The organism is Methylobacterium sp. WL8 (genome assembly GCF_008040045.1).
In the GTDB taxonomy this organism is placed as follows: domain Bacteria; phylum Pseudomonadota; class Alphaproteobacteria; order Rhizobiales; family Beijerinckiaceae; genus Methylobacterium; species Methylobacterium cerastii.
The window spans coordinates 1-12,441 of record NZ_VRVF01000100.1 but is presented as its reverse complement, the minus strand read 5'-3'; the positions used below and the strand labels follow the sequence as shown (position 1 = coordinate 12,441).

At 70.8% G+C, this 12,441-nt stretch carries 14 protein-coding genes; 10 read left to right on the top strand and 4 right to left on the bottom strand.

What is annotated here, in order from left to right; genetic code table 11:
* The coding region (locus FV234_RS27005; protein ID WP_210250967.1) for a hypothetical protein at positions 1 to 204 on the bottom strand (204 nt) is incomplete at its 3' end.
* A 139-nt stretch (positions 205 to 343) separates the two neighbouring features.
* Between FV234_RS27005 and FV234_RS23345 the strand changes: the two genes are divergently transcribed.
* From FV234_RS23345 to FV234_RS23330, 4 genes are all read left to right on the top strand, one after another.
* The gene (locus tag FV234_RS23345) at positions 344 to 670 is read left to right on the top strand and encodes an RNA-binding S4 domain-containing protein (RefSeq protein ID WP_147831972.1); all 327 of its coding nucleotides are present in this window, start codon (positions 344 to 346) and stop codon (positions 668 to 670) included.
* 209 nt (positions 671 to 879) lie between these two features.
* Complete coding sequence (gene fdxA, locus FV234_RS23340; protein WP_147750383.1) at positions 880 to 1,218, top strand: ferredoxin FdxA; 339 nt, start codon at positions 880 to 882, stop codon at positions 1,216 to 1,218.
* 460 nt (positions 1,219 to 1,678) lie between these two features.
* Complete coding sequence (locus tag FV234_RS23335) at positions 1,679 to 2,266, top strand: CarD family transcriptional regulator (protein ID WP_147762783.1); 588 nt, start codon at positions 1,679 to 1,681, stop codon at positions 2,264 to 2,266.
* A 307-nt stretch (positions 2,267 to 2,573) separates the two neighbouring features.
* Positions 2,574 to 3,449 carry an RNA polymerase factor sigma-32 gene (locus tag FV234_RS23330; protein ID WP_147831974.1) on the top strand — a complete coding sequence of 292 codons (876 nt, stop codon included), beginning with the start codon at positions 2,574 to 2,576 and terminating at the stop codon, positions 3,447 to 3,449.
* Positions 3,450 to 3,617: 168 nt separating this feature from the next.
* On the opposite strand, the gene FV234_RS23325 is transcribed toward FV234_RS23330, so the two are convergent.
* From FV234_RS23325 to FV234_RS23315, 3 genes are all read right to left on the bottom strand, one after another.
* Positions 3,618 to 4,739 (bottom strand): L-dopachrome tautomerase-related protein, encoded by a 1,122-nt coding sequence (locus FV234_RS23325; RefSeq protein ID WP_147762795.1) that lies wholly within the window; start codon positions 4,737 to 4,739, stop codon positions 3,618 to 3,620.
* Between the two features lie 253 nt (positions 4,740 to 4,992).
* Positions 4,993 to 5,379, bottom strand: coding sequence for a cell division protein ZapA (gene zapA, locus FV234_RS23320; protein ID WP_147750381.1), 387 nt, complete (start codon positions 5,377 to 5,379; stop codon positions 4,993 to 4,995).
* A gap of 67 nt (positions 5,380 to 5,446) precedes the next feature.
* The gene (locus FV234_RS23315) at positions 5,447 to 5,803 is read right to left on the bottom strand and encodes a DUF4164 family protein (RefSeq protein ID WP_147831970.1); all 357 of its coding nucleotides are present in this window, start codon (positions 5,801 to 5,803) and stop codon (positions 5,447 to 5,449) included.
* 433 nt (positions 5,804 to 6,236) lie between these two features.
* Between FV234_RS23315 and gap the strand changes: the two genes are divergently transcribed.
* From gap to FV234_RS23285, 6 genes are all read left to right on the top strand, one after another.
* Complete coding sequence (gene gap / locus FV234_RS23310) at positions 6,237 to 7,244, top strand: type I glyceraldehyde-3-phosphate dehydrogenase (protein WP_147762785.1); 1,008 nt, start codon at positions 6,237 to 6,239, stop codon at positions 7,242 to 7,244.
* 132 nt (positions 7,245 to 7,376) lie between these two features.
* Positions 7,377 to 7,883: a hypothetical protein gene (locus tag FV234_RS23305; RefSeq protein ID WP_238270242.1), complete on the top strand. Its 507-nt coding sequence runs from the start codon at positions 7,377 to 7,379 to the stop codon at positions 7,881 to 7,883.
* Between the two features lie 25 nt (positions 7,884 to 7,908).
* Positions 7,909 to 9,111: a phosphoglycerate kinase gene (locus FV234_RS23300; RefSeq protein ID WP_147762786.1), complete on the top strand. Its 1,203-nt coding sequence runs from the start codon at positions 7,909 to 7,911 to the stop codon at positions 9,109 to 9,111.
* Positions 9,112 to 9,222: 111 nt separating this feature from the next.
* Positions 9,223 to 10,293: a class II fructose-bisphosphate aldolase gene (gene fba / locus FV234_RS23295; protein ID WP_147815517.1), complete on the top strand. Its 1,071-nt coding sequence runs from the start codon at positions 9,223 to 9,225 to the stop codon at positions 10,291 to 10,293.
* A gap of 272 nt (positions 10,294 to 10,565) precedes the next feature.
* Positions 10,566 to 11,216, top strand: coding sequence for a thiamine phosphate synthase (locus FV234_RS23290; protein WP_147815518.1), 651 nt, complete (start codon positions 10,566 to 10,568; stop codon positions 11,214 to 11,216).
* Entirely contained in the window at positions 11,213 to 12,232 is a 1,020-nt protein-coding gene (locus tag FV234_RS23285; protein ID WP_238270240.1) for a tetratricopeptide repeat protein, read from the top strand. The genes FV234_RS23290 and FV234_RS23285 overlap by 4 nt, the downstream gene beginning before the upstream one ends.
* Positions 12,233 to 12,441: the final 209 nt, after the last annotated feature.

Sequence of the window (12,441 nt, the reverse complement as noted above, 5' to 3'; positions counted from 1 at the left end):
GAGCAGCGCCGCGACGGCGGCCGCGACCGGCCCCGTCCGCACGCGACCGAGGGCCGCGACCGACCGCCGCGCCAGGACGGCCCCCGTCAGGATGGTCCCCGGCCCGAGGGTGGCCGGCCGGAAGGGCCGCGCCGCCACGACGGCCCGCGCCGCGAGCGCTTCGAGCCCGGCGCCCGGCCCGACCGCCGCGACGAGCCGCGCCATGCCGGCCCTCGACCGGATGCCCGGCCCCCGCGCCGCGAGCGGGCGCCCGATCCCGATTCGCCCTTCGCCAAGCTCGCCGCCCTGAAGGCGCAGCTAGAATCCGGCGAAGGCGGCAAGCGCTGAGGCACCGCCGGTCTGCATGAAGGAAGGGCGGCAGCGGCTGGACAAGTGGCTGTGGTTCGCGCGGTTCGCGAAGTCCCGCGCGCTCGCCGCCCGCCTCGTGGAAGACGGCCACGTCCGCCTCAACGGGACGCGGATCACCCTGCCGGCCAAGGGGCTGGCCGTCGGCGACGTGCTGACGGTCGCCGCCGCCCACGCCACTCTCATCCTGCGGGTCCTGGACCTCGGGACGCATCGCGGCTCGGCCCCGGTCGCCCGGCTGCTCTACGCGGACCTCGCCGCCGGGGGCGACGAGGCTCCGGCCCCTCTCTCTGTAGAGCCCAGCCCGCCCCTGGAATCATTGTAGACAAGCCACAGTCCCGTGCGGCGGCCAGGTTGCGGCATGGCTGCGCTTGTCAGCCCCTTTGGCAGGGGCTAGAGCCCTTCCCATCCAAGGGCCGCCTACGAGGGCCCGTCGACACGCAAGCCGAACGCGCCTTCGCCCGCCCGCGAGACCGTTCGAGCCCCCGGCGGCCGCGGATGCGGCCAGCGCGGATCGAGGACGAAAATCGCACCATGACCTACGTCGTCACCGACAATTGCATCAAGTGCAAGTACATGGACTGCGTGGAAGTCTGCCCGGTGGACTGCTTCTACGAAGGCGAGAACATGCTCGTCATCCACCCCGACGAGTGCATCGATTGCGGCGTCTGCGAACCGGAATGCCCGGCCGAGGCGATCAAGCCGGACACCGAGCCGAACCTCGAGACCTGGCTCAAGGTCAACGCCGACTACGCAAAGGACTGGCCGAACATCACCCAGAAGAAGGACGCGCCCGGCGACGCCAAGGATTGGGACGGCGTGGCCGGCAAGTTCGAGGCCCACTTCTCCGCCGCCCCCGGCACCGGCGACTGAACAAGCCGGCACGATCCCGCGTATCGACGCGGCGGCTGGCCTTCGGGTTGCCTTGCGTTTGCCTCGCCGGCCCGCGGCCGGCCCCAGCGAACCCGTGCATAACGCGCTCCGGATGGTCCCGAACCGTCCGGGGTGCGTCGCGCTGCTTTGATTCGACCGTTGATTTGTGATAGACAATCCTTCTGCCGTCGCTCGCGCCTGACGTGCCGCCTGCCGCGTTCAAAACGCGAAACCCGGATCACCCGGGATCACAGGATGCACGCGCTCGACTGCTGGAGGCGTTGCCTTCGGCGGTTGTTCTATCATGGGCTGCGCACGGCTCGCCTGGGAGCCTCCGCCTGCCCGACCTGTCTGGTCGGCGGCGTCGGTCGGGCGTCGGAAGCCGGGTGTCCCGTCCCGGAAGACATGGTCACGCGGGTGCTTGCAACCCCCCGCGCTTTGTTCTGGAGGCCCTTCTCGCATGACAACAGCCAAGAAGCCGACGACGGGCCGCCAGGGATTCAAGACCGGCGAGGCGGTGGTCTATCCCGCCCACGGCGTCGGCCGCATCACCGCGATCGAAGAGCAGGAGATCGCCGGCTACAAGCTCGAGCTGTTCGTCGTCTCCTTCGAGAAGGACAAGATGGTCCTGCGCGTCCCCACCGCGAAGGCCAACAGCGTCGGCATGCGCAAGCTCGCCGAGCCGGAGCTGGTGAAGAAGGCCCTCGACGTGCTGACCGGCCGCGCCCGCGTCAAGCGGACGATGTGGTCGCGCCGCGCCCAGGAATACGAGGCCAAGATCAATTCCGGCGACCTGCTTTCGGTCACCGAGGTGGTGCGCGACCTGTTCCGCTCCGAGGCCCAGCCCGAGCAGTCCTACAGCGAGCGCCAGCTCTACGAGGCCGCCCTCGACCGGATCGTGCGTGAGATCTCGACCGTCAACCGCATTACCGAGACCGAGGCGCTCAAGCTCATCGACCAGAGCCTGCAGAAGTCGCCCCGCCGCGGCAAGGCCGAGGCGGAAGCCGAGACCGACGGCGACGAGGCCATCCAGGAAGAGGCCGCCTGAGGGCGCGCCGACTCGGCCGGACCCTTTCCGGCCCTTCCATCGTCGACCGAGCCCGGTGCGCCAGCGCCGGGCTTTTTCTTTGGGCCGGCCCCCAAAGCGCATGTCGGCTGGAGCCGTCCGGCAACACCCGCTCGCGGAATCGTGCGCGCCGCGGAACCGGGCATCGCGCGCCCTGTTGCATCGCCGCGGAACCATCGCCTTCGCCTTCCCGTTGTCCGGTGCCTTGCGTGGATGCCCGGATCGTACCGGTGAGTCCGCAGGACGCGGTCGAGGCCGCAGAAGCGCTTGGAAGAAAGAGGCAGGCGGAATGGCGGAAATCGCGGGAATTCGTCGGCAGTTCATTCGCACCGCGATGGAAGCGCCGTTCCTCCAGCGGGACGAGGAACGCGGCCTTGCGGTGAGCTGGAAGTACGACCGCGACGAGCGCGCCCTGCACAAGCTGATCTCCGCGCATATGCGCCTCGTGATCGCGCTGGCCGGGCGCTTCCGCCACTATGGGTTGCCGATGGCCGATCTCGTCCAAGAGGGCCATGTCGGTCTGATGGAGGCCGCGGCCCGGTTCGAGCCGGAGCGCGAGGTGCGATTCTCGACCTACGCCACCTGGTGGATCCGCGCCTCGATCCAGGACTACATCCTGCGCAACTGGTCGATCGTCCGCGGTGGCACCAGCTCCGCCCAGAAGGCGCTGTTCTTCAACCTGCGGCGCCTGCGCGCCCGGCTGATGCAATCGACCGAGGAGCGTGTCGGCGACGAGATCCACCGTCGCATCGCCACCGCCATCGGCGTGTCGCGCGAGGACGTGGCGCTGATGGACGCCCGGCTCTCCGGTCCCGACATGTCGCTCAACGCCTCGGTCGGCGAGGAAAGCGAAGCTTCGTCCGAGCGCATGGACTTCCTTGTCGACGGTGCGGCCCTGCCCGACGAGACCGTCACAGCCACGGTCGACGGCGAGCGCCGCCACCTTTGGCTGCAGCAGGCTCTCACCGTCCTGTCCGAGCGCGAGTTGCGCATCCTGCGCGAGCGCCGGCTCGCCGAGGACCAGGCCACCCTGGAGGCGCTGGGCCACCGCCTCGGCATCTCCAAGGAGCGCGTCCGCCAGATCGAGAACCGCGCGTTGGAAAAGCTTCGCCGGGCGCTCGCGGATCGCTTTCCGCAAACGACGGGTGGGGCTTACGCGGGCTGAGGTTCGCATCGGCTCAGATAAAAAAGGCTCGACCGGAAGGTCGGGCCTTTTTCGTTTGCCGTAGGCCCATTCACCAAGATGTCGGCTGGCGCCTATCGAGACCGTGGGTGGAGCGATCACCGTGCCCCCCCCTCGCCCCGCTTGCGGGGAGAGGGGAAGGTGCCCGCTCTACTTCGGTGCCGTCGTCGAACCCGTCGCCTCGGCTGCGCCCGGCTTGATGCTCCACAGCTCGGTCGGCAGGGCCGCCGGCGCGTCCGGCTTGTAGAAGGCCGAATCCTGGATGTGCGAGGTGGTGAACAGGATGGTGCCGTCCGGTGCCTCGGCGAAGGTGTCGGGCCAGCGCAGGCGCGGGTCCTGGACCAGCACCGTCGGCGTCCCGCCCTTGGCCGTGAGGTCGCGCACCTTCACCGCGTTCTCCTCCGGCGCGGTGACGTACATCCGGCCGTCGTGGCGGCTGATGATCAGGCCGTCGGCGGGGCCGTTCTCGCCCACCGTCTCGACCTTGCCCGAGAGGCTCTTGTCGGTGAGCGCACTCGGCACCACCGCGGACGTCAGCCAGCCGGTGAGCGCGTCGGTCGGCAGGCTGTAGAGCGTCTTGCCCTTGATCGCCTGCCAGTAGAGCGTCTTGCCGTCGGGCGAGAGCGCGAGGCCGTCGGCGGCGAACTCGACGCCGCGTCCGTCGGGGCGGCGCAGCGGCTTGCCGTCGTAACTCACCGTCACGCTCTTGTCGGGCATGGTGGTCGGATCGCCGTCGAGGAGGCGGCGCGCCTTGCCGCTGTCGAGGTCGACCACCACCAGGGCGCCGCTCGCGCCGGAATCGGTGAGGTAGGCGGTCTTGCCGTCGGGGGAGAAGCGCACGTCGTTCAGGTAGGAGCCCTGCGGCGCCACCGTCTCGTCGAAGGCGATGGTGCGGGCCGGCTTGTTGGTCTTCAGGTCGATCTCGACGAGCTTCGGCCCGTCCTTGACCACGGCCGCCATCGCTGGCGCCGCCGGATCGAGCACCCAGAGGTTGCCCTTCGGGTCGGCGACGACGCTCTGCACACAGACCCAATGGTTGCGGGCATCCACCTGGTCCTTCTTGGCGTTGCGCCATCCGTTCCATTCGGCGTCGGGGAACGGCGTCAGCGTGCCGTCCTTCAGCTCCGCGACCGAGACGGCGGTGTCCTCGGTCCAGCGCGGGAAGTTCACGAAGATCCGCCCGTCCTTCGAAACGGTGACGCCGGTCACCTGATGCTCGAAGCTCGCCACCTTGGTCAGACCCGGCGCGGCATCCTTCTGCGGTGCGGGCATGTCCTGCGCGACGGCGGGGCCGGCAAGCGCGCTTCCGGCGAGCAACGCTCCGCCGAGCAGCAGGCGTGCGCGGAAGCCGGGGCACGCGCCGGCGATCGTCATGGTCATGGGGAGCCTTTTTCGGGCGGCGGGAACGCCGCGTCGGCCCGTCAACGCGGCGCCGGCCCGCCAAGGTTCATCGACCGGGCGTCGCAGCTCGGCGCAGGCCGGTTGGATCGGCGCAGGTCGGCTGGCTCGGCGCAAGTCGGCTGGCTCAGCGCAAGTCGGCGCCTGCCGGTCCGGCGGTGGCGGCGAGCGCCCGCGCCATCCGCTCGATCCGCTCGGCGGCCTTCGAGACGCCGTCGGCGACGCGGGCCGACTGGTCGGCCTGCGCCGCGCCCGCGGCGGCCGTTTCCGCCCGCAGGCGTTCGGCCTCGGCTTCCGCCACCGAGAGCCGGCGCTTCAGCTCGGAGACCTCGTCGGCGATGGTCAGCGCCGCCATCACCTGGAGGCGCATGTCGCCGATCTCGCCGAAGGCCTTGCGCATGTCGGCGACCCGCGCGCCGAGGTCGGCGGCGAGCGCGGACAAATGCGCCTCCTCGCCGTCGCCGCAGGCCATGCGGTAGCTCTTGCCGTCGATGGTGACGCTGATCTGGGGCATGCGGGCCTCGGAACGGACGCGGGCGGTCGGGTCGACGGAGGATTGGGCGCGCGCCCACCGCCTCCGGTCAAGGGTCCGGGCGGCCGAGCACGCCTTCCACGGTGCCGATCGCCCGCTCCAGCCGGCGGCCGACCGTGTCCGCGGTGGTCTCGACCTGGGCGAGCCGGGCGCTCGCCGCGTCGAGGGCGGCGGCCAGCCGGGCGCGGTCCTCGGCCATGATCGCGCGCTCCGCCTCGACGTCGGCGGGGTTCGCCTCCGCCTCGAGCCGGCGCGCGACGGCGGCCTCGAGCTGCAGCAACGCCGCATCGAGCCTGCGCAGGGCGTCCCCGGCCGAGTCGTGCCCGGCCGAGTCGTGCCCGGCGGAGTCGGGCCCGGCAGCGTCGTCGCCGGGCGGATCGGTCGGGGGGCTGGCGGGCTCGCTCATGGTCGAGGGCAGGTTTCCCCTAAGCCGCAGCGGATTTCCAGCCGATTCCGACCGCACGCCCAGGCAAATCCGCGTCGGGACGATCCCGCCCGGTCAGGCCGTCCGGATTGTCAGGGCTTGCGCGCGCACAGCCACCGCGTGCGCTTTGACAGCCCGAGGCACCATGTTAGAGACCCGCCGCACGCGCAGGGCCTGTCCTCGCGCGCATCCTCTGCCCGGATATCCGACCCGTGCCAGTCCCGAGGCCCTCGCCCGCGTCGTCCGTCTCACGGATGGTCCCCGGCGACCCGTGCCCGGTCCTCGCGTCGGTTCATCCCAGGTTCAATTCGGCGGTTCATAGAGCCGGCCGCAGCACCGGACGGCCGACGCGCCGCCCCGGTATCATCGAGCGGCGCCCGCAAGGTGGCGCCCCATCTCGGGAAGGAGTCACGCCGTGACGGTGAAGGTTGCCATCAACGGGTTCGGGCGCATCGGCCGCAACGTGCTGCGCGCGATCCACGAGGCCGGCCGCAAGGACATCGAGGTCGTGGCGATCAACGACCTGGGGCCGGTCGAGACCAACGCGCACCTGCTGCGCTTCGACTCGATCCACGGCCGGTTCAACGCCAAGGTCGTGGTCGACGGCGACTACATCGTCGTCGACGGCAACCGCATCCGCGTCACCGCCGTGCGCAACCCGGCCGAGCTGCCGCACCGCGAGCTCGGCGTCGACATCGCGCTCGAATGCACCGGCATCTTCACCTCGAAGGACAAGGCCAAGGCCCACCTCGACGCCGGCGCCAAGCGCGTCATCGTCTCGGCCCCCGCCGACGGCGCCGACCTGACGGTGGTCTACGGCGTGAACCACGACCAGCTCACCGCCGACCACCACGTGATCTCGAACGCCTCGTGCACCACGAACTGCCTGGTGCCGGTGGCGAAGGTCCTCAACGACCTCGTCGGGATCGAGCGCGGCTTCATGACCACGATCCACTCCTACACCAACGACCAGCCGTCGCTGGACCAGATGCACAAGGACCTCTATCGGGCCCGCGCCGCCGCGCTCTCGATGATCCCGACCTCGACCGGCGCCGCCAAGGCCGTCGGCCTCGTGCTGCCCGAGTTGAAGGGCAAGCTCGACGGGACCTCGATCCGCGTGCCGACGCCGAACGTCTCGGCGGTCGACCTCGTGTTCACCGCCAAGCGCGCCACCTCCGTCGAGGAGATCAACACGGCGATCGTGGCGGCGGCCGACGGCCCGCTCAAGGGCGTGCTGGCCTACACCGACCAGCCCAACGTCTCGATCGACTTCAACCACGACCCGCACTCCTCGACCTTCCACCTCGACCAGACCAAGGTCATGGACGGCACCTTCGTCCGCATCCTCGCCTGGTACGACAACGAGTGGGGCTTCTCGAACCGCATGGCCGACACGGCCGTGGCGATGGCCAAGCTGATCTAACGCGTTGATCTGATCCGTTCACCCGGCCGGCTCGCGGGCGCCACCCGCGGGCCGGCGGTTTCGCGACCAAGCCCAGCTCCACGAGGCGCCGGGCCGCCTTCCGAACCGCAGACGAGCAAGGGTCCGACACGCATGACCGACGCCCCCAAGACCGCGACCGGACAGGACTTCATCCCGGCGGCGACCACGCATGTGGAGACAGCCCGCGTGGAGGCGAAGCCCGCGATTCCCGGCGCCTCCGTGGCGACGCCGATCGCCGCCAACCAGCTGTTCGACCAGCTCGCCCGGATCGAGGACAAGACCTCGCGCATCGAGGACAAGTACGCCCGCTCCGAGTCTCTGCTGACCCGCGTCGAGGACAAGGTCGAGGGCGCCTCGAACCGCATGAACGAGGCCGCCCGCCAGTCCGACCTCGCCGCGCTCCGCTCCGAGATGCGCGGCCTGACCGAGCGCACGCGGCGCCTGCCCGGCACCGGCGCCCTGGTGCTCACCGCGATCATCACCGCCGTGCTCACCGTGGTGCTGATGGTCGCCGTGCAGCGGCTCAACCTCGACAGCCTGCTGCCGCCGCGCGCGAACGCCACCGCGCCTGCGGCCCAAGCCCCCGCCACGTCGTCCGCCCCCTCGCCCGCGCGCTGACCCGACACCGACAGAGCAGGACCGCATGACCGCCTTCCGCACCCTCGACGATTCCGGCTCGCTGGCGGGCAAGCGCGTCCTGCTCCGCGTCGACCTCAACGTCCCGATGGAGGGCGGCCGCGTCACCGACGCGACCCGGATCGAGCGCGTGGTGCCGACGATCCGCGAGATCGCCGGGCAAGGCGGCAAGGTGGTGCTGCTCGCCCATTTCGGCCGGCCGAAGGGCAAGCGCGATCCCAAGGATTCGCTAGCCCCCGTCGTCGCCACCCTGTCCGACAAGCTTGGCAGCGCGGTCGCCTTCGCCGAGGATTGCGTCGGCCCGGCCGCGTCGGCGGCGATCGCGGCGATTAAGGACGGCGACGTGCTGCTCCTCGAGAACACCCGCTACCATGCCGGCGAGGAGACGAACGACGCGGCCTTCGCCGACGCGCTCGCTGCCAACGGCGACGTCTACGTCAACGAGGCGTTCTCGGCCGCCCACCGGGCGCACGCCTCGACGGAGGGCCTCGCCCACCGCCTGCCGGCCTATGCCGGCCGCCTGATGCAGGCCGAGCTCGACGCCCTGACCAAGGGCCTCGAAGCCCCCGCCCGCCCGGTGATCGCTCTGGTCGGCGGCGCCAAGGTCTCCTCGAAGATCGACCTGCTCGAGAACCTCGTCGCCAAGGTCGACATGCTGGTGATCGGCGGCGGCATGGCCAACACCTTCCTGCACGCGCAGGGCAAGCCCGTCGGCAAGTCGCTGTGCGAGAAGGACCTCGCCGAGACCGCCCTGCGCATCATCGCCGCGGCCGAGGCCGCCAAGTGCCGGATCATCCTGCCGGTCGACGCCGTCGTCGCCTCCGAGTTCAAGGCGAACGCGGCCCACGAGACCGTCTCGGTCGACGCGGTGCCCGAGGGCGGCATGATCCTCGACGCCGGGCCGAAATCCGTCGCCCTGATCGACGCGGCGATCGACGAGGCCGCGACGCTGGTGTGGAACGGCCCGCTCGGCGCCTTCGAGCTGACGCCGTTCGATGCCGCCACCGTCGCCGCCGCCCGGCACGCGGCCGATCGCACGGCGTCTGGCAAGCTCGTCTCGGTCGCCGGCGGCGGCGATACGGTGGCCGCGCTGAACCATGCGGGCGTCTCGGAGACCTTCTCCTACATCTCGACCGCCGGCGGCGCCTTCCTCGAATGGCTGGAGGGCAAGACGCTTCCGGGCGTCGAGGCCCTGCGCGCCAAGAGCTGAGTTTCAACAGCCGACTTTTCCGGCGATTTTCGCGCCGTCCCGCACGATCCATCCGGGCCGCGGCGGCGTTCTCCCCACAGACCCGACCAGACCTAAGACGGAGCACGGACGATGGCGCGGATCACGTTGAGGCAGCTTCTCGATCACGCCGCCGAGTACGGCTACGGCGTGCCGGCCTTCAACATGAACAACATGGAGCAGGGGCTCGCCATCATGGCGGCCGCCGACGCCACCGATTCCCCGGTGATCCTGCAGGCGAGCAAGGGCGCGCGCGCCTACGCCAACGACATCGTGCTGGCCAAGCTGATCGACGGCCTCGTCGAGATCTATCCGCACATCCCCGTCTGCATGCACCTCGACCACGGCAGCGACGAGGCCACCTGCGCCACCGCGATCCAGTACGGCTTCACCTCGGTGATGATGGACGGGTCGCTGAAGGCCGACGGCAAGACGCCGGCCGACTACGCCTACAACGTCGGCATCACCCACAAGGTCTCGGAGATGGCGCACTGGGCCGGCGTCTCGGTGGAGGGCGAGCTCGGCGTGCTCGGCTCGCTCGAGAGCGGCGAGGGCGAGGCCGAGGACGGCCACGGTTTCGAAGGCACGCTCTCGCACGACCAGCTGCTCACCGACCCGGAAGAAGCGGTGAAGTTCGTGCAGGCGACCAAGGTCGACGCGCTGGCGGTGGCGATGGGCACCAGCCACGGCGCCTACAAGTTCACGCGCCAGCCCGACGGCGACGTGCTCGCGATGAACGTGATCGAGGAGATCCATCGGCGCCTGCCGACGACCCACCTCGTCATGCACGGCTCGTCCTCGGTGCCGCAGGATCTGCAGGACATCATCAACCAGTACGGCGGCCAGATGAAGCCGACCTGGGGCGTGCCGGTGGCCGAGATCCAGCGCGGGATCAAGCACGGCGTGCGCAAGATCAACATCGACACCGACAACCGCATGGCGCTGACCGGCCAGATCCGGAAGGTGCTCGCCGAGAACCCGGCCGAGTTCGATCCGCGCAAGTACCTCAAGCCCGCCATGGAGGCGATGACCAAGCTGTGCAAGCAGCGCTTCGAGGAGTTCGGCACCGCCGGCCAGGGCTCGAAGATCCGCCCGATCTCGGTCTCCGCCATGGCCAAGCGCTACGCCAACGGCTCGCTCGACCCGAAGATCACCGCGAACTGAGGCGGCGCCTTCGATCGGGGCGGTAAGGGAAGGCCCCCCTTCACCGCCCCGACACCGTCATTCCGGGGCGCCGTGAGGCGAGCCAGGAATCCAGAGCCGCCGACGGTGCATTCTCGATCACGGCCTATGGTTCTGGATTCCGGGCTCTGCTGCGCAGCCCCAGAATGACGGGCGCGTACGAGGACGCTCGAGCGAGACTTCGACCTCTCTTTGCCAGGGCCGCAACGCTCCTCTCCGCTTCCCCGACGCCCTCCGCGGCGGTATCAGGGCGCATGACCGACGCACCCCGCCTCACCCTGCTGACGCCGCACCATGTCGGGGCGGAGCATGTCGACGCGCTGGTGCCCGCGCTGGAGCGAGCCTGCGCCGCGGGCGACGTGGCCGCGGTGATCCTGCGCCTGGCACCCGCGGACGAGCGCAGCCTGATCGCCCTGGTGAAACGCGTCGCGCCCGCGGTGCAGGCGGCCGGCGCGGCGCTGGTCGTCGCCGCCCCGGGTTTCGCGGGCGACCTCGTCAGCATCTCGGCGCGGGGCGGGGCGGATGGCATCCACGTCGACAAGCCGGAGGAAGGCACGCTGCAGGAGCTGCGCGGGCGTCTGCGCGACGGCCGCATCCTCGGCGTCGGCGGGATCGAGACCCGGCACGCGGCGATGGATGCGGGCGAGGCCGGCATCGACTACCTGATGTTCGGCGGCCTCTACCCCGACGGCGTCGCCGCCGACGCAGAGGGCGTGCACGAGCGCACCGCGTGGTGGGCCGAAATCTTCGAGACGCCATGCATCGGCGTCGCCTGCACCGAGGCCGAGGTCGCGGCGCTCGCGGCGACCGGCGCCGAGTTCGTCGGGCTGGAGAGCGGGCTGTGGATGGACGACCCCGCAGGCGTCGCCCGCGTGCAGGCCGCGCTCTCGGAGGCGGCCTCGTGAGGCGGCTCGCTTCGAGCACCCTCGCGCTGCTCCTGGCCGGCGGCGGGGCGATGGCGGCGCCCAGCGCGATCGAGCCGACCCGGACGCCGGGCACCGACCCGGTCAAGCCGCCGATGCGAGAGCTGCCGACCCCCTACACCGTCGGCTATTCCGGTGGCGCCCGCCCGCCGCCGACCGACCGCACGCCGGACTTCGCCTACGGCGCCTACCAGCGCGGGCAGTACGTGACCGCGTTCCGCGAGGCGACGAAGCGGATCGAGGCCGACCGCAAGGACGCGGCGGCGATGACGCTGCTCGGCGAGTTGTACAACCAGGGCCTCGGCATCCGCCCCGACCCGGTCAAGGCCGCCGACTGGTACCGCCTCGCGGCGGCGCAGGGCGAGCCCGGCGCGATGTCGTCGCTGGGCCTGATGTCCCTCGACGGCCGCGGCGTTCCCAAGGACCCGAAGGCCGGCCGGCGCTGGCTCGAGCAGGCGGCCGAGCACGGCTCGCCGACGGCGGCCTACAACCTCGCCTTGCTGCTGCTCGCCAGCGGCACCGAGGCCGACCAGACCCGCGCGGCGGCGATGTTCCGCAAGGCGTCGGACGGCGAGATCGGCCCGGCCCAGCACGATCTCGGCGTCCTCTACCTGCAGGGCCGCGGTGTCCCGCAGGACGCGACCAAGGCGGCGGAGCTGTTCCGGCGGGCGGCCGACAACGGCGACCTCGCCGGCGAGGTCGAGTTCGCGATCCTGCTGTTCAACGGCAAGGGCCTGCCGAAGGACGAGGGCCGCGCCGCCCGCTACTTCCTGCACGCGGCGTCCCGCGGCAACGCCATCGCGCAGAACCGCGTCGCCCGGCTCTACGCCACCGGGCGCGGCGTGCCCAAGAACATGGTCGAGGCCGCGGCCTGGAACCTCACCGCGGCCGGCCAGGGCCTGTCTGACGCCTGGCTCGACCAGACGCTTGTCGGCCTCACCGCCGACGAGCGCACCCGCGCCGAGCGGCTGGCGGAGGAGCGGTCCGAGGCGCGCTGAGCGCGGTCGCTCAGAGCCCGTTCCACGACCGATCCCACTCACCACCTCATCCTGAGGCGCTTTCGCGAGGCGGAAGCCTCTAAGTGTCTGTCCGGCGACATATTGAGTGAGGTGAGGGGTTTGTGATTCAAGGCTGCCTGTGTGGAGGCTGCCGATGTGGACGACTGAGAACCGGACCCGCTACGATCGAAGCGAGCTTCGTTATCCGA